At 41.7% G+C, this 25960-nt stretch carries 22 protein-coding genes; 9 read left to right on the forward strand and 13 right to left on the reverse strand.

Annotated elements, in window-relative coordinates; all coding sequences use genetic code 11:
- Window positions 1-81: 81 nt before the first annotated feature.
- Together INP83_RS17060 and INP83_RS17065 are read right to left on the reverse strand one after the other, a co-directional pair.
- Window positions 82-1176, reverse strand: coding sequence for an NHL repeat-containing protein (locus tag INP83_RS17060; RefSeq protein WP_219125221.1), 1095 nt, complete (start codon window positions 1174-1176; stop codon window positions 82-84).
- 35 nt (window positions 1177-1211) lie between these two features.
- Complete coding sequence (locus INP83_RS17065; RefSeq protein WP_146269950.1) at window positions 1212-4502, reverse strand: carboxypeptidase regulatory-like domain-containing protein; 3291 nt, start codon at window positions 4500-4502, stop codon at window positions 1212-1214.
- 334 nt (window positions 4503-4836) lie between these two features.
- Between INP83_RS17065 and lpdA the strand changes: the two genes are divergently transcribed.
- Complete coding sequence (lpdA, locus tag INP83_RS17070; RefSeq protein WP_219125222.1) at window positions 4837-6225, forward strand: dihydrolipoyl dehydrogenase; 1389 nt, start codon at window positions 4837-4839, stop codon at window positions 6223-6225.
- Window positions 6226-6351: 126 nt separating this feature from the next.
- On the opposite strand, the gene INP83_RS17075 is transcribed toward lpdA, so the two are convergent.
- Window positions 6352-7986 (reverse strand): carboxylesterase/lipase family protein, encoded by a 1635-nt coding sequence (locus tag INP83_RS17075; RefSeq protein WP_219125223.1) that lies wholly within the window; start codon window positions 7984-7986, stop codon window positions 6352-6354.
- Window positions 7987-8091: 105 nt separating this feature from the next.
- Between INP83_RS17075 and INP83_RS17080 the strand changes: the two genes are divergently transcribed.
- Both INP83_RS17080 and INP83_RS17085 read left to right on the forward strand, forming a co-directional pair.
- The gene (locus INP83_RS17080; RefSeq protein WP_219125224.1) at window positions 8092-8370 is read left to right on the forward strand and encodes a SelT/SelW/SelH family protein; all 279 of its coding nucleotides are present in this window, start codon (window positions 8092-8094) and stop codon (window positions 8368-8370) included.
- A 69-nt stretch (window positions 8371-8439) separates the two neighbouring features.
- Complete coding sequence (locus INP83_RS17085) at window positions 8440-8877, forward strand: Rrf2 family transcriptional regulator (RefSeq protein ID WP_146269958.1); 438 nt, start codon at window positions 8440-8442, stop codon at window positions 8875-8877.
- A gap of 2 nt (window positions 8878-8879) precedes the next feature.
- Here the strand turns inward: INP83_RS17085 and INP83_RS17090 are convergent, their stop codons facing one another.
- Window positions 8880-10304: a lipopolysaccharide assembly protein LapB gene (locus INP83_RS17090; RefSeq protein ID WP_219125225.1), complete on the reverse strand. Its 1425-nt coding sequence runs from the start codon at window positions 10302-10304 to the stop codon at window positions 8880-8882.
- A 219-nt stretch (window positions 10305-10523) separates the two neighbouring features.
- Here INP83_RS17090 and INP83_RS17095 point away from each other — a divergent pair, with 219 nt between their 5' ends.
- Window positions 10524-10772, forward strand: coding sequence for a hypothetical protein (locus tag INP83_RS17095; protein WP_146269962.1), 249 nt, complete (start codon window positions 10524-10526; stop codon window positions 10770-10772).
- A 38-nt stretch (window positions 10773-10810) separates the two neighbouring features.
- Here INP83_RS17095 and INP83_RS17100 read toward each other — a convergent pair whose 3' ends face one another.
- Window positions 10811-11530, reverse strand: a complete 720-nt coding sequence (locus tag INP83_RS17100) for an RluA family pseudouridine synthase (RefSeq protein ID WP_219125226.1) — start codon at window positions 11528-11530, stop codon at window positions 10811-10813.
- A gap of 134 nt (window positions 11531-11664) precedes the next feature.
- On the opposite strand from INP83_RS17100, the gene INP83_RS17105 reads away from it, so the two are divergent.
- Complete coding sequence (locus INP83_RS17105; RefSeq protein ID WP_219125227.1) at window positions 11665-12219, forward strand: hypothetical protein; 555 nt, start codon at window positions 11665-11667, stop codon at window positions 12217-12219.
- A 42-nt stretch (window positions 12220-12261) separates the two neighbouring features.
- On the opposite strand, the gene INP83_RS17110 is transcribed toward INP83_RS17105, so the two are convergent.
- From INP83_RS17110 to gatB, 3 genes are all read right to left on the reverse strand, one after another.
- Window positions 12262-12951: a response regulator transcription factor gene (locus INP83_RS17110; RefSeq protein ID WP_095704744.1), complete on the reverse strand. Its 690-nt coding sequence runs from the start codon at window positions 12949-12951 to the stop codon at window positions 12262-12264.
- 104 nt (window positions 12952-13055) lie between these two features.
- Window positions 13056-14168 carry a TlpA disulfide reductase family protein gene (locus INP83_RS21305; protein WP_219125228.1) on the reverse strand — a complete coding sequence of 371 codons (1113 nt, stop codon included), beginning with the start codon at window positions 14166-14168 and terminating at the stop codon, window positions 13056-13058.
- 4 nt (window positions 14169-14172) lie between these two features.
- A complete protein-coding gene (gatB, locus tag INP83_RS17120) occupies window positions 14173-15642 on the reverse strand; it encodes an Asp-tRNA(Asn)/Glu-tRNA(Gln) amidotransferase subunit GatB (RefSeq protein WP_219125229.1) in 1470 nt (489 codons plus the stop codon).
- Window positions 15643-15815: 173 nt separating this feature from the next.
- Between gatB and INP83_RS17125 the strand changes: the two genes are divergently transcribed.
- Entirely contained in the window at window positions 15816-16412 is a 597-nt protein-coding gene (locus INP83_RS17125; protein ID WP_219125230.1) for a hypothetical protein, read from the forward strand.
- Window positions 16413-16443: 31 nt separating this feature from the next.
- Here INP83_RS17125 and alaS read toward each other — a convergent pair whose 3' ends face one another.
- Window positions 16444-19083, reverse strand: coding sequence for an alanine--tRNA ligase (gene alaS, locus INP83_RS17130; protein ID WP_219125231.1), 2640 nt, complete (start codon window positions 19081-19083; stop codon window positions 16444-16446).
- A gap of 130 nt (window positions 19084-19213) precedes the next feature.
- Here alaS and INP83_RS17135 point away from each other — a divergent pair, with 130 nt between their 5' ends.
- The 3 genes from INP83_RS17135 (at window position 19214) to INP83_RS17145 (ending at window position 22405) form a co-directional block, all read left to right on the forward strand.
- Window positions 19214-19549, forward strand: a complete 336-nt coding sequence (locus INP83_RS17135) for a MerR family transcriptional regulator (RefSeq protein WP_219125232.1) — start codon at window positions 19214-19216, stop codon at window positions 19547-19549.
- A 60-nt stretch (window positions 19550-19609) separates the two neighbouring features.
- Window positions 19610-21679: a ComEC/Rec2 family competence protein gene (locus INP83_RS17140; RefSeq protein WP_219125233.1), complete on the forward strand. Its 2070-nt coding sequence runs from the start codon at window positions 19610-19612 to the stop codon at window positions 21677-21679.
- A 78-nt stretch (window positions 21680-21757) separates the two neighbouring features.
- The gene (locus INP83_RS17145) at window positions 21758-22405 is read left to right on the forward strand and encodes a DUF4412 domain-containing protein (protein WP_219125234.1); all 648 of its coding nucleotides are present in this window, start codon (window positions 21758-21760) and stop codon (window positions 22403-22405) included.
- 94 nt (window positions 22406-22499) lie between these two features.
- Here INP83_RS17145 and INP83_RS17150 read toward each other — a convergent pair whose 3' ends face one another.
- Genes INP83_RS17150 through INP83_RS17165 form a run of 4 tightly spaced genes read right to left on the reverse strand, consistent with a single transcriptional unit; the run spans window position 22500 to window position 25790 of the window.
- On the reverse strand, window positions 22500-23108 hold the full coding sequence (locus INP83_RS17150; protein WP_146270051.1) for a hypothetical protein: 609 nt from the start codon (window positions 23106-23108) through the stop codon (window positions 22500-22502).
- A gap of 3 nt (window positions 23109-23111) precedes the next feature.
- Window positions 23112-24377, reverse strand: a complete 1266-nt coding sequence (gene bioA, locus INP83_RS17155) for an adenosylmethionine--8-amino-7-oxononanoate transaminase (RefSeq protein ID WP_219125235.1) — start codon at window positions 24375-24377, stop codon at window positions 23112-23114.
- Window positions 24374-24823, reverse strand: a complete 450-nt coding sequence (locus tag INP83_RS17160; protein WP_219125236.1) for an NUDIX domain-containing protein — start codon at window positions 24821-24823, stop codon at window positions 24374-24376. The genes bioA and INP83_RS17160 overlap by 4 nt, the downstream gene beginning before the upstream one ends.
- A complete protein-coding gene (locus INP83_RS17165) occupies window positions 24813-25790 on the reverse strand; it encodes a cation diffusion facilitator family transporter (protein ID WP_219125237.1) in 978 nt (325 codons plus the stop codon). The genes INP83_RS17160 and INP83_RS17165 overlap by 11 nt, the downstream gene beginning before the upstream one ends.
- Window positions 25791-25960: the final 170 nt, after the last annotated feature.

Below are 25960 nucleotides of genomic sequence, written 5' to 3' on the forward strand. Positions count from 1 at the left end.
CTTTTTTTTATGTTAGGATTTTATCAATAAAAAAGCCCTTCGAAATTTCGAAGGGCTTTTGAGTTATCAAATGATCGATAATTATTGAGTTATCTTTTGAATTACGTTACCCAATGAACTTGCTACGTAAATTGTACCTGTTGCATCTACAGCAACCGCTACCGGCGAGTTAAAAGGAGTTATCAAATTTAAATAACCACTGCCTGCAACTGAAGTTACAGTACCGGCAGGTGTAATTTTACGAACAAGGTTATTGTTTGTATCAGCAACGTAAACATTACCGGCTGCATCAACGGCAACACCTGTTGGGCGGTTGAATGACGCTGCAGTACCTGCACCATCAGCATTACCCATATTACCACTACCTGCAAATGTAGTTACAACACCTGCCGAAGTTACCTTGCGGATCACATTGTTAAGTGCATCTGCTACGTAGATATCACCTGTAGCGGTATTCAAAGCGATACCACGCGGGCCGTTAAATTTCGCAGAAGTACCAGTTGCGTCTACTTTTCCAGCACCGTTACCTGCCACAGTTGTTACAACACCGGCTGAAGTTACTTTGCGTATAGTATGGTTATTATATTCAGCAACATAAACATCTCCTGTTAAAGGGTTTACCGCTACGCTTGCTGGTCCGTTGAACCTTGCTGTAGTACCGGTTGCATCTACTTTACCAGAACTTGTTGAACCAGCCAAAGTACTTACAACGCCTGCGCTTGTAATTTTGCGGATCTGGTTATTGGCAAAATCAGCAACGTAAGTGTTACCTGTAGCATCAACAGCTACACCGCTTGGATTATTATAAGCTGCAACTACACCAGCCGCTGACGCATTAGTACTTCCCTGTACAGTTGAACCAGAGAATGTAGTGGTAGCACCAGAACTGATCACGATCTTGCGGATCTGGTTATTCGCCTGATCGGCAACCAGAAGGTTGTTACCGGAAGCATCGATTGTGATACCTGTTGGGTAGCTGAATACTGCTGAACCAGCAGTACCGTTAGCAAAACCAGCAGCACCTGAACCCGCTACGGCAGATACTTTACCCGTTGTAGTAACAGGTGTTGGATCTGGAGTAACAGCATCTTTTTTCTTGCAAGACGACATAACCATTGCAGGTATTGCTGCAATAACCGCCATTTTTGCTATAGTGATGAAATTATTTCTTTTCATGATTTGTATTATCTATTTCTTAAGCAAAGGTTTGATTAATTAAAGATGTACCTGATACCGATCTGAGCTTGCCATCTTGACGCTTGAGACACACCGTTACCAAATGAGTTGGTAAGAGGGATCTGGTTAGTGTTGTCAAAGTAAGGGAAAGAGTAAGTAGGTCTGCCGGTTGCAGCATCAACACCTTTGTAAGTTAACAAGGTAGTACGGTTTACAAATTTGAAGTTACCCCATGCTGAGTTTAGGAAGTTACCTAAGTTGATGATGTTGAATTCAAACTGTAGTGTGTTTTTAACCTTGCCGGTTGTTTGATAAAGATCCTGAGTGAAGTTAAAGTTTACCAAATGGAAGTAAGGTAACACTAAACCATTACGCTCAGCATATTTACCTCTGCGTTTGCTTAAGTATGGATCTTGATTTATGTAAGCATCTAACTGACCGTAAGTTTGAGCAATGGTACGGGTATCTGATGCATTATCTTTCACCAATACAATATCATTAGCATTCTTAGGAACGTAGATCAGGTCATTGCTGGTTTGTCCGTCGCCGTTAACATCACCGCTGTATACGTAAGAAGCAACACCATTGTTAGCAGCTTCGTAAGTTAAACCAACAGAAGTTGTTAAGTGGTTTAAGTATTGCTTGCGGTATGATGCTGATGCAATGATACGGTTTGGCTGATAGAAGTTAGAATAAGAAGTAACATCAGCGTTAGGGTCACCTGATACTGAACGGTCTCTCCAGGTTGATTGTGCAATAGAACCACCATCATTAACCGAACGGCTATCAGAGTAGGTATAAGCTAAGCTGAAGTAGAATTCTTTAAAGGTGCGTTGTAACTGACCTGTAATACTATAAGTATAACCTTTATTGGTATTCTTAAGCAAAATAGCGTCAGTAATGTTAGGGTTGGCAGCAGTGTTACCGTTGGCACCATTAGCAAGTGTAATTGCAGGGTAAACAGTTGTATTGCTGTAACGCACACGGTTATCGCTACCAACAAACGCAGTACCGGTTGATGGCAATGCAACGTTTTGGTAATAAACCGCATTGATATCTTTAGAGTAAATACCCTCTAAAGTACCGATGAAACCGAAAGGTAATTTTTGGTCGACCGCTACGTTTGCTCTGAAGTTTGATGGGAACTTGAAGTTCTTATCGCTGATAGCCAGGTTGTACTGAGTGTTTGCAGCAGCGCCCTGTGGCCTGTTTGCATTAACATCAGGATTGAAGGCTAAACGAGGATCTGTGGCAGTAACACCAGCCTGGCCAGGAACCAAAGTGTATGAACCAAATTGAACACCGTTGTTGCTGGCCTGGTTAGAGATGTATACATAAGGTACCGGACCGGTAAATATACCAACACCACCACGTAATTGAGTGGTACCTTGTCCGTTAACATCCCAGTTATAACCAACACGTGGAGAAAGCTGAACACGGGTTTTAGGATACTGAGAGGTATTAACCTGGTAGCCATCTCTAAAGCCTGTTAAAGCTGCAGCATTTGAATTGAAATCGCTTTGGGTGTTATAAACCGGAAGATCTGCACGTAAACCGTAAGTCAACTTAAAGTTGTCGTTTACCTGCCATTTATCCTGCACATATAAACCAATAGTATAAGCTTTTACATAAGCAAACGGAAATGAGCCATCAGCCAAAGCAGAATATTGATATGCATAACGTGCTGCATTTGTAGCACCAGTATTAGCAGACGCATAGAAATCTGCTAAGCTGTTAAAGCGATATAAACCGTTGTAGTTAGGTGCAAAGCCGTTTTTAAATTTGTTGAACTCGTTTTGTGTACCAATGTTGATCTCGTGTTTACCGGCAAATATGGTAAAGTTATCACTCAATTGGTAAGTATCGGTATTTAACAAGTTATTAGCAGTGAAAGGCTCATAACCAAATGAGGTTAATGTACCTGTACCCTGTGGGTTCAAGATATCAACCAACGGGAAAGCGCCGCCACCTGGTGATTGACGGAAATCGCGTAGCGCCTGGTAACCTAAAGTTAGTTTGTTGGCAAACTTGTCGCTAATGCGGGTATTTAACTCTACTATACCAATATTAAAGTTGTTATTGATAGTATAGTAAGAAGAGAAGAACGGCAAGCCGGTAAGGCCAGGGCTACGACTACCTTGAGCACCAGAGCTGCTTGGAGGTACATCACGGAAAGATTTCAGATAAAAATACTTCACTGATAAAGTGTTGTTTTTATCGATGTTCCAATCCAATTTAGCGGTGATCTTATCTGATTGTGTACGCAATTGGTAATTTTCAAAAGCTCCCGGATCATAATTGTACTTAGTTTTTAAGAAGTTGCTAAGTGTAGTAAGATCATCATAAGATGCTTGCGAGATACTACCGCCAGAGTTTTGACCTGCACGTGCTGCTGTATAGGCCGTTGCAGGGTCTTTAATACGCTCTTGCTCACCAGAGATAAAGAAGAACAATTTATTTTTGATAATAGGGCCACCTAAACTGATACCGCGTTGGTTGTAGCTGATCTGTGGCTTAGCAACCTCGGCAGTCATAGCTTTTAAACCAACCAAGCCTGCAGAACGGATGTAGGTGTAAGCAGTACCTTTAAACTCGTTAGTACCTGATTTGGTTACGGTGTTGATACCTGTACCTGCGAAACGACCCTGGGTTACGTCAAACGGAGACACAGAAACCTGGATCTGCTCAATCGCGTCAAGTGAAATAGGCTGTGAGTTTGCCTGGCCACCTAATGTGTTCGATAGACCGAAAGAGTTGTTAAACAATGCACCGTCAACAGTTAAGTTGTTACCATTACCGTTACGACCGCCAAAGCTGTTACCTGCACCGTTAGTATTAGCGGTTGGTGTTAATTTGGTGTAATCGTAAATAGACCTGCTGATGGTTGGTAAACGATCGATCTGTGCGCGTGTAACGATCTCTTGGGAACCGGTACGTGAGTTGTTTATTACCTTGTTTTGCGTGCTGGTTACAGTAACCTCGCTTAGCTGTGTGCTGGTTGGTAATAATTTAACATCGATCTTAAACTCCTGACCCAAAGAAAGCGTAATGTTTTGCTGGGTGTTTGGGTTGAAACCGATGAATTTAAAACTTACTGTGTACGGACCACCAACACGTAGGTTGGGTAAGTTGTACCTACCATCGGCACGTGTAACAGTTCCGTAATTAGTACCTGTAGGGCCATGAAGAGCCTGTACAGTTACTCCGGGAAGTGGAAGGCCTTTTTCGTCTACCACCGTGCCCGACATGCTACTTGTTGTTACCTGTGCAAAAGTGGCAACAGTAGCAAACAAGAACATAATTGCGAGAAGTAAATGTTTTCTCATACTTTGTTTTTTGTGTTTAACCGTTAAGTGAATTAATCAATATGTGATTTAATGCCGCAAAGATAAATAACAAAGGACGTTAGTATATTAAGTTAATGTTAAGAATACAAGGATATTTTTCAACACTTTACGCCCAATTTTAATAGAAAATGAAAATTTAATGAACTTTTAGAATGAGGTTTGCATTGCTAAAGTCATTTTGTTCAGTAAATATTAATCATTTACTCAATTGGTCCTATATTTTCGCCGCCAATTAGCTAAGCAGTGCAATTTTTCAATTACGCAGGTTTTATTTAGCTTTGGCATTCCAAAATCATAAAAGATACATACTAATATGGATTACGATTTAATTGTTGTTGGTTCGGGCCCGGGCGGTTATGTTGCTGCTATTCGCGCATCTCAACTGGGTTTAAAAACCGCTATTGTAGAAAAAGAATCACTTGGGGGAATTTGCCTTAACTGGGGTTGTATCCCTACCAAGGCTTTGTTAAAAAGTGCCCAGGTTTTTGAATATTTAAATCATGCCTCCGATTATGGTATAAAAACCAATGGCGGCGAAGTTGATTTTGAAGCCGTTATTAAACGTAGTCGTGGTGTTGCCGATGGCATGAGCAAAGGTGTTCAGTTCCTGATGAAAAAGAACAAGATCGATGTGATCATGGGTTTTGGCACACTTAAAGCAAAAGACACCGTTTCTGTAAAAAGCAATGATGGAGCTACTAAAGACTTTAAAGCCAAAAACATCATCATAGCTACAGGCGGACGCTCTCGCGAATTACCTAACCTGAAACAGGATGGTAAAAAAGTAATCGGTTACCGTCAGGCGATGGTATTGCCACAACAGCCTAAATCAATGGTTGTAGTAGGTTCAGGTGCAATTGGTATCGAGTTCGCATATTTCTACAACTCAATAGGTACTAAAGTTACCGTAGTTGAGTACCTTGATAATATCGTTCCGTTAGAGGATGAAGAAGTGTCTAAAGCACTTTTGCGTTCACTAAAGAAACAAGGCGTTAACGTAATGACAGGCTCTACCGTAGAGTCTGTTGACACGAATGGTGAAGGTTGCCGCGTAAATGTAAAAACCGCTAATGGTAACGAGGTTCTTGAAACAGAGATCGTATTATCGGCAGTTGGTATTTCTACAAACATTGAAGGTATAGGGCTTGAGCAGGCTGGTGTTAAAACCGATAAAGGCAAGGTTTTGGTTGACGACTTCTACAAAACCAACATCGATGGTGTTTACGCTATCGGTGATATTGTAAAAGGCCAGGCTTTGGCACACGTAGCATCCGCAGAAGGTATCATCTGCGTTGAGAAAATAGCCGGTCAACACCCGGAACCTTTAGATTATAATAACATCCCTGGCTGCACTTACTGCTCTCCTGAAGTTGCTTCTGTCGGCTACACCGAAAAAGCTGCTAAAGAAGCGGGTTACGAGATAAAAGTAGGTAAATTCCCATTCTCTGCATCTGGTAAAGCAAGCGCAGCTGGCGCTAAAGATGGCTTTGTAAAAGTTATCTTCGATGCTAAATACGGTGAATTCCTTGGTGCACACATGATAGGTTACAACGTTACTGAAATGATCGCTGAGGTTGTTACAGCCCGCAAACTGGAAACTACTGGTCACGAGATCATCAAATCAGTACACCCTCACCCTACAATGAGCGAAGCCGTAATGGAAGCTGCGGCCGATGCATACGGAGAAGTTATCCACTTGTAATCAGAAACTATGATATATTAAAGCCACCGTGTTTGACATGGTGGCTTTTTTTTCAAAGGGATTGCATCAAAAAAGCAGGCAATGCGAATAATACAATGCCTGCTTTAAAACTTTATATTCCTAACGTTACTTTGTATATTCCTTATCTAAAAATGTGTAACGGGCTTTTTCCTGCGTGCTTTCTTTAACAGGTTTTGTTATCACGTTGATGTCAATAAATGATGCCGGGCTGCCTTTGGTGTTGGCATCCCATTTAGGCAAGCCTTTGCCGTTAGGATTGCCGGTTTTGATGAAATTAGCAAAATAGCTTTCCATTGTTTCTGATACTTTGTAGTCTTCCGGTGTCCAGGCGTAAGTTTTATTGGTAGCAAGGTTCCCCATCGCGTACTCTATTTCTGAAGCGTGTGCGGCACCGTTGTACGGAGCAGGCTGTTTGAGCGCTTCAGGCTTTTTGTCATCACCTTCTTTGATAATACCACCTGCAAGCCCTTGTTTTGCATTACCCATTGCAGCAGTCATTGGTGGGCGCGGTTTAGAGAATAGATAATGATAAACAGGTTTACCGCCAGTTTCTGCATGAGCATCAGCCCATTTCCAGGTACTGTAAGATATAAAGCGGTCGCTGGCCAGTTCTGTGGCCGATTTAATTACTTCCTCTTGTGTATTGCCGGGATATAGTTTCAAAACCTTATCCGCTTTTTCACCGTACAGGCTTTTAACTTTTTTAGCATAATTTTCCGGCGTAGGTGCTTCACCCCACATCAATGCCTGGTACGGTATTTCTGCGTTATTCCAACCTACCAAAAGCGGCACTTTAGCTTGCTCACCCGCGTTTAGGATCTCGATTGGTTTCTTAGTGAAAAAATATCCGTCGATGGCAGCTGCTACAACATTTTGTACACCAGGTTTTGATGCCATTTCAAGTAACTGATCGGCAGGTATTGCGCGCAGATCTGAAAGCGATTTAGCGCCAACTTGTCCCATAAATTTAACACCGTTCTCTTCGGCAACTTTAAGTGGCACGCCAGGTAATGTTGGTGCTATCATGGCGCCGCTTTCACCGATGGCTCCGTTGATCAGATCTTTTGATAAAGGAGAAACCATTTGTGCCGATACCGATATAGAGCCAGCCGACTCACCTGCTATAGTAACGCGTTTAGGATCGCCGCCAAATGCTGCAATGTTAGCCTGTACCCAACGCAGCGCTGCGTTTTGATCTAAAAGTCCGTAGTTCCCAGAGGCATTATGTTTTGATTCTTTGGTCAGCTCAGTATGTGCCAAAAAGCCAAACACACCTAATCGGTAGTTTACGGTGAGTGCTATTATACCGCGTTTGGCCATGCTTTCACCATCGTATCTCGCCTCTGAACCATCTCCCGCAACAAAACCACCACCGTAGAAATAAACTAACACAGGCAGCTTGGCTTTTGGCTTGCCTGCAGGCACCCAAACGTTGAGGTAGAGACAATCTTCGCTCATACCAGCCGAGCGAAAACCCATATCACCGAATACCTTTTTCTGCATGCCGTTATAGCCAAATGCGTCACATTTTCTTACGCCTGTCCAGTTATTTACGGGTTGAGGTTCTTTCCAGCGTAATTCACCTATCGGCGGCTGCGCAAACGGTATTCCTTTAAAACTGCTCACCCCTGATTTTTCGGTTACGCCCTCAACTGTGCCGTTAACCGTTTTAACCTGCATTTGTGCATAAGCCCCAATGCAGGCGCTTTGCAGCAGCAGCAGATACAATAGTTTTTTCATGGTTTTATGTTATAATTGGTTATTGTTGGATTGCTGAATGTAGCTAAAATATATCTAGCATCAAACATCATTATGTCTTTGTGACACAATTTATTTAAAACAGCTATGAAACCAACGATAGTGATCGAATATTGCCCAAAGTGTAATTGGATGTTGAGAGCTGCATACATGGCCCAGGAACTTCTAACCACTTTTACAGATGATGTATACGGAGTAACGCTGCAACCGAGCGAAACATCAGGCAAGTACAATATCAGGATTAACGAGAATGTAATTTTTGATCGTAAAGAACAGGGCCGTTTCCCGGAGATAAAAGAATTGAAGCAATTGGTGCGTGATGTAGTGGCGCCTGAAAAGGGCCTTGGACATAGTGATAGAGGGTAATAAATTACTATGCCTGCATATTATGTCGTCCAAATTTGTTTGTTTACATTTGTGCTGTATATTTATTAAATGCTATCCAAAAAGACTAAATACGCCATTAAAGCTTTAGTGGTGATGGGCAAGAACATCGATAAACCACCTATGCAGATCTCTAAGATCGCAGAAATGGAGCGCATACCTAAAAAATTTCTTGAACAGATCCTGCTCGATTTAAGAAACGCTGGTTACTTATATAGCAAAAAAGGCGCCGGTGGCGGTTACAGTCTCAATAAATCTCCTAAAGACATCTTTCTTGTAAGTATCATGCGTATTACCGACGGCCCTATTGCCATGGTGCCTTGCGCAAGTTTAAACTTTTACCACAAATGTGATGAGTGTCACCAGGAGCATACATGCGGTATACGTGATGTGTTTATCGATGTACGAGATGCCACTTTGAAGATCCTCTCTGAAACCAGCATTGCCGATATTATTGATCGCGAAAATTCGCTTATCGTAAAAATGTAATATCAATCATTCAGCTTATCTGATATATTCTTGATAGCTTCATCCAGTTTAGCTGCCGATTCCTGCAGGTACGGTTCAACCTGTTCGTAATCCTCCGGTTTGTTCGCGCTGTTCTTCAGGATATCGATGATACCCAGAATATTGGTCAAGTGCTTACGTACTTCGTGCGAGTTGATAAAGGCTAATTCTTCTTTTTTAGCGGCAAATAACAATTTTTCGTAATGGCGCTTTTGTTTTACCGTGCGGTATATTAACGCAATGGCAATTATAACTAACGCCGCAACAACAACTATAAATATCAGCCAAAGTCGCTCTCTTTCATAAATGGCAGCACGCTGGTTATAAGAGCTTTCAGTCTCATCCAGCTTTATCTGTGATGATATACTGCCCACTTGCGTTAAACGGGTATTGTATTCACGTGCTTCGGCAAGGGCTTTTTTAAAGTTCTCGGAAGCAAAACTTGCACCTTCCTGCTTCTCTGCAATTTGTCCCAGCAGTTCGTAAAGATGCTGCTTTATCTCCGGGTGGTTGTTTTCCCCGTTTGCCTCTAATAAACGTTGAACTATAGTGCGAGACGAATCTAATTGCCCGGCTTGGTAATAAGCGTCAGCAAGGCGCTGATCTTCCAGGTCACTGTTAGTGTATTGTTTATTTGCCTTAAGATCTTTGATCTGCTTTATGGCAATATCATACCGATGTTGTAGCAGCGATACGTAATATTCTACACGCTTACGGTAAGTAAATATTTTGTAATTTCTATTTTCAGGAGCAAGGAGCTTTTTATAATAAGCTTTTAAAGAATCAAGCTTATTCATTCTAAAATAATTCTCAGAGATATTATATAAGATAACACTCGAGAGCATCTTTCTGCCAAGTGTATCACCTTGTATAAGCAACCAGGCCTTATTAAGATAATTGAGCGATTCCGGATACAAGCCTGATTTATAATAAAGATCTGAGATGTTTATATTTAGTGATGCCTCCCTCCTGTTATCCTTAAACGTAGTTCTCAGTTTACGTACCCGTATGGTTGCTAAGCGATAATTATAGATAGCGCCAATGTAATCACCTTCATCTGTTTGTATAAAACCAAGATGGCTTAGCAGTTGAAACATCAGGTAATCTTGTTTCTTGGTTTCTGCCTCCTGTACCGCTTTGGTCATCGCCAGCTCCGCCTGTTTAAGGTTATGGAGTTTATTGTAGGCCATGCTTTTTGCGAATAATAAGAAAATGTTTTTTTCGGGAAAGTTAAAGCGGTCAAAATACTGGCTTAAGGTATCCTGTACATCATTTAGTTTGGCAGGTTCTGATTGTTGTATGCTTGATTTAACAAAAGCAATCAGTCGCTTTTGCTGGGGTAATACATCTTGCTGATTTAGAATATCAGTTAGTGTATCCTTATTTATAGCCCTTTGGCGTATAGGCATGGCATTATCCTGCCGCCCGCTTGCAGTTATAATTAAAAAGGGGAAAGTGCAAAAACTGATAAGAAGAATAAGCCTTTTAAGCATCAACTATAATTTCAATAAAAATACGTTTGCCTTTTGTAAAAACAAATAAACTAAGCAAAAGGCAACCTATAATTTTGAATTTTCGTATAACGAAGAAATAATTTAATTTTGCGTTTATAACACAACCATATCAACATGAAAAAAATTTTTTACCTTGTTTTAGCCGTTGTTGTAGTTGGCATTTATTCTTGCCAAAAAGACAACATGGCACCTGCCAAGCAGGGCTTTAACAGTGGTATTGCTTCTAAAAAGAAGGATACTACGCCACCAGATCCAACCTTTACAACATCAAGGTTGATCAAAAAAGACACTACGCCACCAGATCCAAGGTTTACTACTTCTTCTGCTAAGAGGGATACTACGCCACCAGATCCAAGACGATAATCTTTAAATAAGCCCCATAAAAATATGGGGCTTATTTTTTAGCTGTCGAATTTATCAAGCAGCTTTAATAGTGTCTCAAAATCTTTGGGATAAGGGGCGTGTATATTCACATCTGCGCCAGAAGGTAGTTTAAAAGCCACCTCATAAGCATGCAGGGCAAAACGCTTCATAATCGGTTGTTCTTCCTGGTCTTTACCTAAAGTATATTTGCGTTTTAATTTAGAAAGAAACACCGGCTGGCCCTTGTACATGTCGTCACCGGCTATTGAGGCGCGTTGAGTGGCCAGGTGTATGCGTATCTGGTGCATACGGCCTGTTACAGGGCGGCACTCTACTAAAGTATAGTGTTTAAAATATCGTAATGATTTGAACCAGGTTTCGGCACGTTTACCATCTTGCCTGCTAATGGTAACGCTGCTTTTACCCACATTCAATATCGGCAGATCAACCAAAAGGTCATCAAATACATGCGTTCCGTCGATAACAGCGTGGTAAACCTTTTTTACCTTACGACGCTCAAACTGCATGGATACTGTACGATATGCTTCAGGATTTTTAGCAATGATAAGCGCTCCCGAGGTTTCCTTATCCAAACGATGGCATATTTGTGCATCATCGGTATACTGTTTAGCAAGCCGCAGCATATTGATTTCCCCCCCTTCGCGCTCATCTAACGATGCTATAAAAGGCGGTTTATTAACCACTATCAGATCGTCATCCTCAAACAATACCAGGTCTGCAAACTTTGGAACTTTCATTGCCGCAAAGGTACACTTTTGTAGGTTAAACTCCTTAGGGTTTTAAGTAGTGCAGCAACCTGCACAATCAGCTGAAAACAAAACTTATACAGCAATGTTAAAAAGGCATCTATCACACCTAAAAGAGAAACGTTATGAGCACATCAAAAACACAGCCTGAAGAAAAAGGCTTCTTCGAAAAGATAAAAGAAACCATCGAAGAATTTTGGGACGGCACAAAAGAAACAGCTGAGGATGTAAAAGAAGCTGCGGCAGATAAAGTTGATGATCTTAAAGCTAAGGTTGTTGCCAAAAAAACAGCTACTAAGCGTAAAGCCAGCCCTGCTAAGGCCATAGCTTCGGCAACCAAAACAACCATTGCAAAAAAAGCTTCAGCTACTACTGCTGCTGCTAAAAAAGAAGCCGGTGAGATCAAAGAGAAGGCAACTGAAAAAGCTAAAGAGGTAACCTCAAAAGCAAAAACAGCTGCTGCAAATGTTAAAAAATCTGCAAATGACACTGCATCTGAAGTTGCAGCCAAAGCGAAGGACGTTTCTGATAAAGCTAAGAAAGAAGCTACCGCAGTAAAAGCAAAAGCTACTACTAAAGCTAAAGCGGCTGGTTATACAGCCAAGAAAGAAACTACAGCGGCCAAAAAATCCGTAGCTGCAAAAACAACAGCTACAAAACGCGCTTCAAAAAGTGCATAATCATTAAAAGATAAAGGCCCCAGTTATTGGGGCCTTTATCTTTTATGCTTCAAATTTATAACCTACTCCTTTAACCGTAGATACACAATCATCTCCTAACTTTTCGCGGAGTTTGCGTACGTGCACATCTATGGTACGGTTGGTAACTACTACAGAATCTTCCCAAATATTTTTCAGGATCACCTCTCTGGTGTAAACCTTGCCCGGTTTTGATGCTAAAAGGTATAATAGTTCAAACTCCTTTTTGGCCAATACTACCTTTTCGCCTTTTTTGTAAACCAGGTAAGCTTCGCGGTCTATAACCAGGTCGCCTATTTCCAGTTTGTTGTCGGTAACTTCCTCTGGCGGTGCGTTACGGCGCAGTATAGCGTTTATGCGGCTTACTAATGCACGTGGCTTAATTGGCTTGGCTATATAGTCATCAGCACCTACGTTAAAGCCTGCAATTTCTGAATACTCTTCACTGCGAGCAGTTAAGAATACCATAAATGTATTTTTAAACTCCGGCATGGTACGCATAATACGGCAAGCCTCAATGCCATCCATTTTAGGCATCATTATATCCAATACAATCAGATCGGGTTGGGTTCGTTTAGCTTCGGCAACGGCCTCCTGGCCGTTACGGGCAGAATATACCTGATAACCTTCTTTTTTAAGGTTATATTCTATCAGCTCTAAAATATCCGGTTCGTCGTCAACAATTAAGATCTTCTGTTTGCTTGAACTGCTCATGTATATTTAATTTTGGTATAAAAGTATAACCTTAATTAAAGATAATGGTTAATCCTATGTTAACAAATTGTAAACAGCAACACTTAGTTAATCTTATGTTGAGACTATTTGAATGTTTTCTTTAAAAAATCTTCAAGATCGGAGCCTGTTATATTCTTAGCGACGATAACGCCATTAGGGTCGATGATGAAGTTTGATGGTATGGCTTCAATGCGATACAGGTGCTCTGTGGGGCCATCAAACCGCTGAAGGTCTGAACCGTGAGACCAGGTAAGTTTATCTGCTTTGATAGCTGCTTCCCATGGGGCTTTTTCAGTGTCTAAAGATATCCCAAGTATGTTAAAGCCCTTTTGATGAAAAGCTGCATGTTGCTTCACAACATTAGGATTTTCATGGCGGCAAGGCACACACCATGATGCCCAGAAATCAAGCATTACGTATTTTCCTTTGTAGTCGCTTAACTTGATATCTTTCCCATCTATACTTTTGATAGTAAATTCAGGTGCTTTATGGCCTATTGAAATAGGCTTTATTTGATCCATCTGCTTGATAAAGGCCTGAACCGTTGGATTGTCTTTAAATTTATCTTTTATCTCATCAGCATAAGAAACCATTTGCTGCTCGTACTTGTAACGGTCTAAAGATGCAGCCGCAAAAAATCCGGCAAGGTTATCTTTGTTGGCTTCCACAAATTTCATCACCTCTGCACTGTAATCGGCAATGTTTTTTTGAAATAGCGGGCGGTAAACATTTATAAGTGAATCAGACTCTTTTCCCAATGCCTCAGCCTTAGCACTATATTCATCTGCCAGCTTGCTGTTCTTTGCACCATAGGTGCTGCTGATGTTGTTGAAATCTTTGATCTTTTCAGATACATCCGAACCCTTTACATCATATTTGTGCAGGGAATCGGCCAAATCGGTTTTAAACTTAATGTCGTCACCGTTTTTAACAACAATATCAAAGATATCGCCATTCATACGCAGTTTATATAAATTCTCATAAGGTGCGCTGCCTTTGAACTTAAACTGGCCGCCGCTTAAAGTTGTAGAATCGATAACACTCATTCCGGTGGTATCGGTCTTAAGCAGGTAAACGTATTTAACCTTATCAGCGTGTTCAACATTACCCTCAATGTTAAATGACTTATTATCTTTACAAGCGGCCATCAATAGTACCACGGCCGAGGCTGCACAGGCAGCAAATATTTTCTTCATACAGTTATTTTGATTCTAATTCTTTGATCAACAATTGATTGGTTTTTTGAGGATCGATCTTACCCTTTGAGCTTTTCATTATCTCACCCATAAACAAGCCTAAAACGCCTTTCTTACCCTTTTGGTATTCTTTCACTTTATCGGGATATTTTGCCACTGCCGCTTTTATAAAAGCCTCAACCTCATTGCTATCATTACTGATTAACAGGTTAAGCGCACTTGCTATCTCTGCTGCCGATTTATCTTCTCCTTTTAACAACTGAGGGAAGATCTTTTGAGAAGCAATAGTGTTATTTACCTTACCCTCATCAACCAAGGCGATCAACCCGGCAAGGGCAGCAGGTTTAAGTTGCAGTTTGTCTGCAGAAAGGTTGTTTTCATTTAAATACGAGCGCACTGCACCCATCATCCAGTTAGCAGCAGATTTATAATTTGATGTGTGCTTTATCAATTCTTCAAAATAATCTGCAGACTCCTTTTCGGCGGTGAGTACGCCTGCATCGTAATCAGAAAGGCCTAAGACGTTTGTATAGTTTTCAAACAACTGATTAGGCAATGCCGGCATACCTGCACGGATATTAGCAAGTTGCTCTTTCGTTATTTGAATTGGCAGCAGATCCGGTTCCGGGAAATAGCGGTAATCATTTGCCGTTTCTTTGGAGCGAAGTACTGATGTTTCGCCAGTATTGGCATCAAAATTCAAAGTATTTTGATCAATATGACCACCCGCTTCAATCACATTGATCTGTCTGATAAACTCGTGTTCGATAGCACGCTGAACATTGCGTATCGAGTTGAGGTTTTTTACCTCGCAACGGTTGCCATATTGTGTAGCGCCTTTTAAACGGACCGAAATATTGGCATCACAACGCATGCTGCCTTCTTCCATATTGCCATCACATATTTGCAGGAAGCGCAGCAAACGGCGCACCTCTGTAAGGAATTGCCCTGCTTCTTCGGCACTGCGGATATCAGGCTGCGACACGATCTCTAAAAGTGGCACCCCTGCCCTGTTCAGGTCTATTAAGGAATATTCATCATGTTGATCGTGAGAACTTTTACCCGCATCATCTTCCATATGGATGTGGTGGATAGCGATATTTTTTGTGCTGCCATCAGCCAGTTTTACCTTTATAAAACCACCCAAACAAATTGGCTGCTGGTCTTGCGTGGTTTGGAACCCTTTAGGAAGATCAGCATAAAAATAATTTTTACGGGCAAAGGTGTTGTTAAGGTTGATGCTGCAATTACAAGCCAGGCCCATTTTAACCGCATACTCCACCATACGTTTGTTTATACGGGGTAGAGTGCCAGGATGACCTAATGAAATGGCACTTATATGATGGTTTGGGTCGGCACCAAATGCTGCTGAGTCCCAAGAAAAAGCTTTACTTAAAGTGGATAGTTGCGCATGTACTTCTAAACCGACAACCAGTTCATACTTATCGCTTACGCTGCTTTCAGAAACTGTCATATACTCTTTTAAACTGTATTCGGGCGTTGATGAAGCCTGCCAAATATAGTTTAATTTATATTTTTCGGTTGAATTTTTTGAAATGATGACGGCTTAGGCAAACAATTTTTTAAACCTTTTATTTAATGAGATGTCCATTTCATAACACAACGATTAAAGAAGATCCAATTGATATGACGAAGATCAAATTTTTAGGAGTGCTTGCCGGGGTAATAGGCCTCGCTTCACTCGCCACACAAACAAAGGCGCAGGTAAGCCTTAACGTTAATATTGGCACCTGGAACCCGCCAGCTACATACGCTGATGCCAGCTATTATTACCTGCCGGATGTAAACAGCTATTATTACGTGCCAACACATCAATACATTTACATGGATGGCGGCAATTGGGTTTGGAGACGAAGCCTTCCTGCTCAGTATAATTACTATAACATTAATAATGGCTACAAAGTGGCAATGTACCGCGACAGGCCATATCGCTATTTTGCAACTGACCGTGTAAGATATGCACGTTACCGTGGAGTAAAAAACGTTATTGTTAGAGACCGTTTTTACCGCCCAGGCAGAGTAGTGAACAATGTAACTTATATAGATAGAGGCCCGCGTGGCCGCGGCCCTAAAGGCTGGGGTCCGGGTGGCCCCGGCAGAGGCCCTAAAAGTTGGGGCCCGGGACACGGACCTGGTGGACCGGGACACGGACATGGTGGACCGGGTCATGGTCCGGGCGGACCGGGACATGGTGGCCCAGGCCACGGCAGAGGACATCACTAATAAAAAATGGGCTGCAATTGCAGCCCATTTTTTATGGTATAAAGTTTTTAGCTTTTTCTAAAGCGTTATTCAAACCGGTTGCGTCACTACCTCCGGCAGTGGCGAAGAACGGCTGGCCGCCCCCACCCCCTTTTACTTCTTTGGCAAGCTCTTTAACAATGTTGCCGGCATGTAAGCCCTTTTCCTTAACCAAGTTGTCGGCTATCATTACCGTTATGTTCGGCTTTCCGTTTATCTCGGCTGCTAAAACAAGGTAAAGGTTTGGCACAATATCTTTAAGGTTATAGGCGAGATTTTTTATTGCATCAGCATTTGGCAGCTCCACATGCTCAGCTATAAAATTGACACCATTTATTTCTTGTGCTTTTTTAGCCAACTCATCTTTTAAACCTGATGATTTTTCGAGGATGGATTTTTCGATCTCCTTTTTTAGTTTAGCATTTTCCTCAAGCAGGCTTTCGATGCTTTTGGCAATGTCCTTAGGATTTTTAAGAAGCTCTTTTACCTGGTTAAGCAACTGGCTTTGCTGATTGATGTAAGCATCTGCAGCGGCGCCGGTAATCGCTTCAATACGGCGTACACCAGCGGCAACAGCACTCTCGGCAATAATTTTAAAATAAGCGATCTGCCCGGTTGCTTTAACGTGCGTACCACCGCAAAGCTCTTTGCTGAAATTATCATCAAAAGTTATCACACGCACATACTCACCATATTTTTCACCAAACAAAGCAGTAACACCAGTTTGGATTGCTTCAGCATAAAGTACGCTGCGTTCTTCTTTTAATGCGATATTCTCACGTATCTTCTCGTTAACGATTGATTCGATCTTAGCGATCTCTTCGTCGGTAACCTTTGTAAAATGCGAAAAGTCGAAACGCAGGTAATCTTTATTAACTAACGAACCCTTTTGGTTTACGTGCGTACCCAAAACCTGTTTCATGGCAGCGTGCATCAGGTGGGTAGCCGTATGGTTACTTTCGATACTGTGCCTGCGCTGCGTATCAACAATTGCTGTTAAAGCATCGGCGGGATTAGCCGGGATCTTATCCGTAAAGTGAACGATCAAACCGTTCTCCTTTTTTGTGTCGGTTACATCAATGATCTCACCATCCGGGAAAACCAGCTCACCCTTGTCACCTACCTGGCCGCCGCTCTCCGCATAAAATGGCGTTTTATCCAATACGATCTGATATTGATCTTTACCTTTTGCAGATACCTTACGGTACTTCACAATATGCGCAACCGTTTCAGTTTCGTCATATCCGGTAAACTCCACCGATTCGTCGTCTTTGATCACCACCCAATCGCCGGTATCAATGGCGGTAGCAGCACGTGAACGTGTTTTTTGTTCCTGTAAAGCGGCTTCAAAGCCAGTAGTATCAACCGTCCAGCCCTTTTCACGAGCCATAAGCTCGGTCAAATCAATTGGGAAACCGAATGTGTCTGAAAGCTCAAAGGCAGCTTGACCACCAATTACATTGTCAGCACTTACGTTTAAAACTTCATTAAATTTTTGGATCCCCGCAGACAATGTACGTAGGAAAGCCGTCTCCTCTTCCAGAACCACCTTCTGCACAAAATCTTTCTGCGAATACAATTCGTCAAACACGCCTTTAAATTGTTCGGCCAATAAAGGCACCAGTTGGTTAAAAAATGGCTCCTTAAAACCCAAAGTTTGATAGCTGTAACGCACGGCACGGCGTAAGATCCTGCGGACAACGTAACCGGCCTTGTTACTTGCCGGTAACTGCCCATCTACGATGGTGAAACTTACCGCGCGCACGTGATCTGCCAGCACTCGCATCGCTACTGCTGCAGCCCAGTCTTCGTCGCCGGGTTTGGCAGCGCTATTATATTTCTTGCCGCTTTTTTCAGCAATAAAATCAATCAATGGTAGGAAAACATCGGTATCGTAATTAGATGTTTTGCCTTGTAGAACGCGTACCAGACGCTCAAAGCCCATACCGGTATCCACGTGCTTGGCAGGTAACTGATGTAGCGAACCGTCTTTAACGCGGTTAAACTGCATAAACACGTTGTTCCATATCTCAATAACCTGGTCATGGCCGGCGTTTACTAATGTAGCACCATCAACCTCTGCGCGCTCACTATCCGGGCGACTATCAAAGTGGATCTCGGAACAAGGGCCACAAGGACCGGTCTCGCCCATTTCCCAAAAGTTATCTTTTTTGTTTCCGGGGAGGATATGACTTTCATCTACAAACTGTTTCCACAGGTCGTAGGTTTCGGTATCTTTTTCAAGCCCTTCTTTTTGGTCGCCTTCAAAATAGGTAACATATAGGCGGTCTTTAGGCAATTTATAAACTTCAGTGAGTAATTCCCAACTCCAGGCAATGGCATCCTTTTTAAAGTAGTTGCCAAAGCTCCAGTTACCGAGCATCTCAAACATGGTATGGTGATAGGTGTCAACACCCACCTCTTCCAGGTCGTTGTGTTTACCGCTAACGCGCAGGCAGCGTTGCGTGTCTGCTACACGTGGGGACTTGGCTGGTGCTTCGCCTAAAAAAACATCCTTAAACTGGTTCATACCTGCGTTGGTGAACATCAGTGTGGGGTCGTTTTTAACAACAATAGGTGCGCTGGGCACAATAACGTGGCCTTTTGACACGAAAAAATCAAGAAAAGCTTTGCGTATTTCAGAAGCGGTCATAGTGGTGCAAATGTAGTCCGAAAGTCGGAAAGTCAGAAGACCGAAAGTAACAAAAACTTTTACAGAGCGACTTCCCGACTTTCGGTCTCCTAATCTTTCGGACTTCATCTGCAAAATATTACATTTGCGTATGCCATACAAAGAACGTGACATCACTAAAATGTACTATACCATGGGCGAGGTATCGGCCATGTTTGATGTTAATCAATCACTCATCCGTTTTTACGAGAAAGAGTTTGATGTTCTTACCCCCAAGAAAAACAAGAAAGGCAACCGCTACTTTACGCCCGAGGATATTGAGAACCTGAAAATCATTTTCCATCTTATCCGCGATAAAGGTTACACTTTGCAGGGCGCCAAAGACCACCTTAAAAATGATAATGGCAACGTACGCGATAACCAGCGCGTTATAGATTCGCTTGAAAACCTTAAAAAGTTTTTGCTGGAAGTCCGCAACGAATTGTAATCACCAGCAGAACGCTTATTTTTATTGCGGCGATACCTTATCATATTGTCCGCACAGTAAATGATTGCCAGCCATAAAGGCCAGATCCCATTTCTAATATTGTTATTGCCATTTATCGCGGGGATAAGTTGTGCTATCATTTTTCCGCAAGTTGATATTAACTGGCTTTTATACAGCGGCATATTTATAAGCTTGCTTTTTGCTGCGCTGAACGTCTTTTATAAAAAGCTGAAGGTTTACAAATATAATTGGATAGGCGGTTTGCTTATCGTGCCTATGTTGTTAGCTGCAGGTTGGTACTTAACAATCCAACACAATGAATTGCGCGGCCAAAACCACTTTAGCAAGCAAAAGGCTTCGTTCTTATTAGTGAATATTGCATCAGAGCACGTGGTTAAAAATGATATTGTTCGGTTTACGGCGAATGTAATATCTACCGTTAATGGCAAAGAACATCATCCGGCAAGCGGAACGCTGCTGATCAGTATCAAGGATGAACTGGCAAAAAATCTTTTCTATGGTGAACAGTTGTTGGTTCCTGCAAATTACATTGCGGTTGAGCCGCCTTATAATCCCGGTGAGTTTAATTACAAGCAATACCTGGCCAATAAGAACATCTGTTACGAAGCTTATCTATATCCTAAGCAATACCGAATTGTAGATGCTGGTAAAGGTAACCCGATTATCGCAAAAGCATTGGATATCCGCCAGCAACTGGTACGGAAACTTGCGTTAAATATGCGCGACACCACAGCCATTGCCGTAGCTTCAACGTTGGTACTTGGTTACAAAGCCGACCTGAGTAACGAGGTGATGCAGGCATATTCCAAAACCGGCACTATACATATTTTATCGGTGTCGGGCGGGCACGTTGCAATTTTATATGGATTGCTTGTTTACATATTCGGTTTCTTATATCGCCCTCGGGAAAAGATATTGAGAGCGACAATTATCATCTTTGCGATTTGGCTCTATGCATTACTAACAGGATTTTCCCCTGCTGTCTGTCGCGCTGCCTTGATGATCACTTTTGTTATTGCTGGCAGAACCTATAGCAGGCATGTGAGCAATTTGAATATCCTGGCAGTATCGGCTTTTGTGCTTTTACTTTACAACCCATACTGGCTTGCTGATGTGGGATTTCAGTTATCATACGTCGCCGTCGCCGGTTTGGTCGTTTTTCAGCCGATCATTTACAATTGGTTAAGCTTTAAAAATAACATTGCAAATAAGCTTTGGCTGGCGTGCTCGGTGTCTGTAGCTGCCCAAGTTGCCACATTTCCGCTAAGCGCTTATTATTTTCATCAGTTCCCGGTTTACTTTCTTATCAGCAACTTGCTCATTATCGTCCCCGTAGCTCTGATCATGTATGCGGGATTAGCCTTGCTTCTACTTCCACAAATGGCGGTGATATCATCTGCCTTTGGCTATGTATTGGAAAAATCTATCATTCTGATGAACAAGATGCTCAACGTGATTGAACTAACGCCGTATGCCAGCATCGGTAAAATTTGGATAACAAAACCAGAGCTTATTCTTTTTAATATCCTTATTTTAATTGCCTTTTACTTTTTCTATTATAAAATTAAAAGACTGTTATTCGCTTCGTTAGCCTGCCTGCTTATATTATGCTGCAGCTTTTCATTTAAAAAGATCATTGCAGATAAAACAAACCTTGTTGCGTTTCTTAATCTCAGAAAACACCAAGGAATTGTTTTTAAACATGGACGGAAAGGTATTGTGCTAACAGATCTGTTGGAGAACGATAAGAGCTTTCAGTACGCCATACAACCGGGTTTGGACAGTATGAAGATAACTGATTACCAAGTAATAGGGTTTAATAAAGATTTAGCCAACAGTTTTCTTCTGAAGAAAGACGGCTTGGTTTGGTTCCTCGATAAAAAGTTGCTGTTGTTAAACGATAGCATGAGTTTTAAGTCTATTTCAAATAATATGCGTTTAAATGGCGTTTATGTAAGTAACAATACGCCAGTTGATAGCAGCTTGATTGATATACCGCTTATTATTGATGGAAGTAATAGTAGCCGATACATGGACCTTTTAAACAATAGTGGCAAAAAATATACTACGTTAAAGCGTAACAAAGCGTTATTATTGCTCTCTAATTGAAAATGATAATTAATTATTATCATAAAAAAATTTGCACTCAGTTAATTACACACTAAATTGTATTCTCAAATTAAAAGTATGAAAGGTAAATTATTTACTGCAGCATTGGGCCTTGTGCTTTCTGCAACCGCAATGAACGCCAGTGCCCAAAAGGTATATAAAGAAGGCGTTATCACAATTGGCGCCAGCATGCAAGGCCAGTCTGTTGATATTAAATCTTACTTCAGGGCCGATTCAAGCGCTACTGCTTTCAACGCGGGTCCTGCGTCTATTAAGGTTTTAACCGATAAGGATGCTAAATCAATGGCTATTTTGGTTGACGTACCTGTAGCGAGTATTAAAAAGGCAGCTATTGCCACCCCGGCGGAAGTTGAGGAAGAGCAAGCTAAATTGCCTGTTTTCGATTTTACTCCAGGTACCGAAAAGAAAGTTATCAACGGTTTTAATTGCAAAAAAGTGGTAGCCAAGGATATCAAAAGCGGAAAAACTTATGATATATGGGTAACTAACGATGTTACTATCCCACAAACTGGCGGTTCAAAAATTTATGCTAAAGCAGGTGGTGTACCAATCCAGTATTCTACTTTCCAAAACGGACAATCTGCAGAAGTAACCGTTAAAAGCATTGTAGAGCAAAAAGTGCCTGCAGGTACATTTGCTATTCCTTCTGATTTCGAGAAGATCTCTCTTGATGATCTGAAATCAATGGGTGGCGGCGGTAATTAATCGCAAAGCCTACCTATAAATAAAAAAGCCACCGATATATCGGTGGCTTTCTTGTTTTAATGTTCTCCGCTCTTCTGGTAAAAATTCAGATAGCTTAATTCACTTCCTTCGCCAATCCCTTCACCCACTTATCAAATAAAGCGCTTTCCATATCCACTGCTTTTTGGGCGTGAAGCTGCCATTGCGGCGAAAAATGTTGTAACTGGTTGATCATCTCTTCAAGGTGACCTTCCTCTTCCAGGATAATTGATTTAACGTTTACTTTGCTGCCTGCTTCATCAAGCGCATCCTGGTAAACCGGGTAAAGCTCATCGGCACGGACCTCAATGGCGTAGGTAACCAATAAGTAAGCTGCAAAGCGAAGTTCTGCGCCATTAAGGCTTAATTCTTTTTTAAGATACCGGCACACATCTATATCCAACTGGTGCAGGTAATGTTTACTATCTGCAGGTGCTATCAAATACTCCAACGCATAAGTAGGGCAAAGTCCTTGTCCCGCCTTTTCAATCTGTTTTTTCAAATAAAAAGCATGGCGGTGTTCTTCAGCAGCATGTTTTAAAATAATGTAGGTAACTGTAACCGGGTCTTCGCTTGCTGATATTTTCCGTGCACCGGTATTTTCCATTAATGATAGGGTGTTTAACCAGCGTGCATGTAATTGGTTATCGGCAATTATTTTAGGTAGTATAGTAGCTAATTCCATAATTTAAATAGTATCGAGCGCCTCTTCAATAGCGGCGTAAATGTAGTCCAGTTCATCATCAGTTATGCAATACGGAGGTAAAATATAAATGATGTTCCCCAACGGACGAAGGATGATGCCCTTATCCAAAAAGAAATGATATAGCCGGTCGCGCAGGTTGCTAAAGTAAGATGTATTGCCACCCGTTTCCCACTCCAAAGCCAGTATCGTTCCGGTTTGGCGGTAGTTGGCAATGTGTGGGTGGGCATTAATTCTATCAGCAAATGCCCGATGCTTTTCTACAATCCTGTCTATGTTCTTTTGCGTAGCCGGATCAAGGAACAGATCTAAACTTGCCAGCGATGCAGCACAGGCAACCGGGTTAGCCGTATAGGAATGCCCGTGAAAAAGCGTCTTCATTTTATCATCAGACAAAAAAGCATCGTATATCTGCTGTGTACAGGTTGTCAGTCCGAACGCCATGGTGCCGCCGGTAAGTCCTTTAGAGAAGCACATGATATCCGGCTGCGTTTGTACGTAGTTACATGCAAACGGCTTACCTGTACGGCCAAACCCTGTAAACACCTCATCATCTATCAGCAGTACCCCTTCTGCTTTGCAATGTGCCATTAACGCCTCAAGATGGCGGGCTTCATACATGATCATACCTGCTGATCCCTGCACCAACGGTTCAAAGATGAAACAAGCTAAGTCAGATTTGAGATTTGAGATGTAAACTTTAAGATCATCAATATTATTATCATCCGGCAGCTCGATAAATTCTACCTCAAACAACAAACTATCAAAAGCAGCGGTAAAAGCACTCCTGCCGCTAACAGACATCGCACCGAAGGTATCGCCGTGATAGGCATTTTTAAATGCCAAAATCTTCGTCCGCTGCTGTCCCTTATTATTCCAGTACTGGAGACACATTTTAACAGCTACCTCAATTGCTGTAGATCCGTTATCTGAATAAAATGCTTTTTTTTGGTTATCAGGAAGGATGGCTAATAAACGTTCGGCAAGTTCTATTGCACCGGGATGTGTAAAGCCGGCAAATATCACGTGTTCCAGCTTTAATAATTGATCGGCAACCTTTTTGGCAATGTAAGGATGCGAATGACCGTGAATATTTACCCACCAGGATGATACTGCATCAATATAACGTTTACCATCCTCATCAAAAACACAAGTTCCTTCACCACGAATTATAGGTATAGGTGGCAAGGCAGTTTTCATTTGCGTATAAGGATGCCAGATTACCGCAAGGTCGCGTTCTGCTAAATTCATAGGCTTTTAATTAACAACTCGGCAACGTACTGATCTATCGGAAAGGTAAAATCCTCAATCCGTAGATCGCTGAGTTTTATCCAGCGGAAAGATTGTAAAACGTCACCTGCACCGTCAAAGTCAAAAATATTAGTTTTAATGCTGAAGTGGAGATCGGAGACTGCTTTGACCATGTAGTAAACACTGATGATCTGCGAATCGTTAAATGCTGATTTTACAAAAAAATCAGTTGTATAGAAATGATCAATTACTTCTATTTCGGTATTACATTCCTCAACAAATTCGCGCTTAAGGCCTTCAATAAGTCCTTCTCCATATTCTAAACCTCCGCCGGGCAATTTTGTAAAACGCATGCCTTGCTCCTGCTCATCACTTATCAGTAACTCATTGTTATCGTTAATCAGCAGGCCATAAACCCTTACGTTAAAAAATCCTTTACTGCTCATAATGTTTTTTGTTTCGCATTACGTTCTCTAACGTCCACGGGATATCTTCGCGCTTTGCCTCTGTGCGTATTGGGCAATTGGGCATGCTACAATAGTGGCAGCAATAAGGCAGGCAGGGGTCGGTATGGATAAAGAACTCCGTACGTATACCAGCCTTTTCATTTATCATTTTATCTACCAATTTAACTTCGTCATGAACACGATTAAGGTCAAAATAGTTAGGTAAAGTTAAATGACAATCTATGTGCAGTTCATGTCCGTACTTTTGCGCACGCAGGTTATGGATGTCTATCCATTCTTCATGGCGTTGTTCGCTAAGCACTTTTATCACTTCGCTCACCACATCAAAATCGGTCTCATCCATTAATCCCGCAACTGAACGGCGCACCAGTTTGTACCCGGTGAAAACAATGTAGCCGCCTACCAAAACTGATAGTGCACTATCAAGCCAAAGTATCCTGGTAAAATAAATAAGCAATAAGCCTACAACCAAACCTGCGCTGGTAACAGTATCGGTAAGCAAGTGTCGGCCATCAGCCTCTATGGTAATAGATGGGATTGATTTACCCTTTTGTATCATATAGTACCCCAGTAAACCGTTGATAAGGCCGGTACTACCAATTATAATAGCACCAAGTAACAGATCGTGTATCTCTTCGGGGTTAAAAAAGCTGTATACTGATTTTAGGATAATGATGATCCCTGCAATGCCTATTAAGGCACCTTCTATAAATACGGAGAAAAACTCCACTTTACCGTGCCCGTACGGATGGTTCTCGTCACGGGGAATAGAAGCAAGGTAAATACTATAAAAAGCAAAACCGCTGGCCACAACGTTTACAACACTCTCGGCTGCATCCGTTAAAACAAAATTTGAGTTGGTAAGTAAATAGGCGCTGAACTTTAAGGCCATCAACACAATGCCGGTGATCAAAGAGACGAGGATGATGCGTTTTTGCTGTTTCAAAACCTGCTTTTAAAATAGAGGGCAAACTTAAGCAAAATAGTGCCCTGCTCTTTCTATAATTTTAAAATTGGCTAAATGTTTTCAGTGGGCGCCATTAGCAAATTAATTATGAATTTGATAATAATAACCCCGCTTTGATTGCGGGCAAAGTAATTTTTTATATTTGCCGC

The organism is Mucilaginibacter sp. 21P, assembly GCF_019331605.1.
GTDB lineage: Bacteria > Bacteroidota > Bacteroidia > Sphingobacteriales > Sphingobacteriaceae > Mucilaginibacter > Mucilaginibacter achroorhodeus.

What these genes read in the sequence shown, in the direction of transcription:
- INP83_RS17075 (WP_219125223.1), bottom strand. Translation starts at nt 7,986, where the DNA reads ATGAAAAAACTATTGTATCTGCTGCTGCTGCAAAGCGCCTGCATTGGG.
- INP83_RS17105 (WP_219125227.1), top strand. Translation starts at nt 11,665, where the DNA reads ATGAGCACATCAAAAACACAGCCTGAAGAAAAAGGCTTCTTCGAAAAG.
- INP83_RS17145 (WP_219125234.1), top strand. Translation starts at nt 21,758, where the DNA reads ATGAAAGGTAAATTATTTACTGCAGCATTGGGCCTTGTGCTTTCTGCA.
- INP83_RS17160 (WP_219125236.1), bottom strand. Translation starts at nt 24,823, where the DNA reads ATGAGCAGTAAAGGATTTTTTAACGTAAGGGTTTATGGCCTGCTGATT.
- INP83_RS17150 (WP_146270051.1), bottom strand. Translation starts at nt 23,108, where the DNA reads ATGGAATTAGCTACTATACTACCTAAAATAATTGCCGATAACCAATTA.
- gatB (WP_219125229.1), bottom strand. Translation starts at nt 15,642, where the DNA reads ATGACAGTTTCTGAAAGCAGCGTAAGCGATAAGTATGAACTGGTTGTC.
- lpdA (WP_219125222.1), top strand. Translation starts at nt 4,837, where the DNA reads ATGGATTACGATTTAATTGTTGTTGGTTCGGGCCCGGGCGGTTATGTT.
- INP83_RS17100 (WP_219125226.1), bottom strand. Translation starts at nt 11,530, where the DNA reads ATGAAAGTTCCAAAGTTTGCAGACCTGGTATTGTTTGAGGATGACGAT.
- INP83_RS17135 (WP_219125232.1), top strand. Translation starts at nt 19,214, where the DNA reads ATGCCATACAAAGAACGTGACATCACTAAAATGTACTATACCATGGGC.
- INP83_RS17110 (WP_095704744.1), bottom strand. Translation starts at nt 12,951, where the DNA reads ATGAGCAGTTCAAGCAAACAGAAGATCTTAATTGTTGACGACGAACCG.
- INP83_RS21305 (WP_219125228.1), bottom strand. Translation starts at nt 14,168, where the DNA reads ATGAAGAAAATATTTGCTGCCTGTGCAGCCTCGGCCGTGGTACTATTG.
- INP83_RS17090 (WP_219125225.1), bottom strand. Translation starts at nt 10,304, where the DNA reads ATGCCTATACGCCAAAGGGCTATAAATAAGGATACACTAACTGATATT.
- INP83_RS17060 (WP_219125221.1), bottom strand. Translation starts at nt 1,176, where the DNA reads ATGAAAAGAAATAATTTCATCACTATAGCAAAAATGGCGGTTATTGCA.
- INP83_RS17080 (WP_219125224.1), top strand. Translation starts at nt 8,092, where the DNA reads ATGAAACCAACGATAGTGATCGAATATTGCCCAAAGTGTAATTGGATG.
- alaS (WP_219125231.1), bottom strand. Translation starts at nt 19,083, where the DNA reads ATGACCGCTTCTGAAATACGCAAAGCTTTTCTTGATTTTTTCGTGTCA.
- INP83_RS17140 (WP_219125233.1), top strand. Translation starts at nt 19,610, where the DNA reads ATGATTGCCAGCCATAAAGGCCAGATCCCATTTCTAATATTGTTATTG.
- INP83_RS17095 (WP_146269962.1), top strand. Translation starts at nt 10,524, where the DNA reads ATGAAAAAAATTTTTTACCTTGTTTTAGCCGTTGTTGTAGTTGGCATT.
- INP83_RS17085 (WP_146269958.1), top strand. Translation starts at nt 8,440, where the DNA reads ATGCTATCCAAAAAGACTAAATACGCCATTAAAGCTTTAGTGGTGATG.
- bioA (WP_219125235.1), bottom strand. Translation starts at nt 24,377, where the DNA reads ATGAATTTAGCAGAACGCGACCTTGCGGTAATCTGGCATCCTTATACG.
- INP83_RS17065 (WP_146269950.1), bottom strand. Translation starts at nt 4,502, where the DNA reads ATGAGAAAACATTTACTTCTCGCAATTATGTTCTTGTTTGCTACTGTT.
- INP83_RS17125 (WP_219125230.1), top strand. Translation starts at nt 15,816, where the DNA reads ATGACGAAGATCAAATTTTTAGGAGTGCTTGCCGGGGTAATAGGCCTC.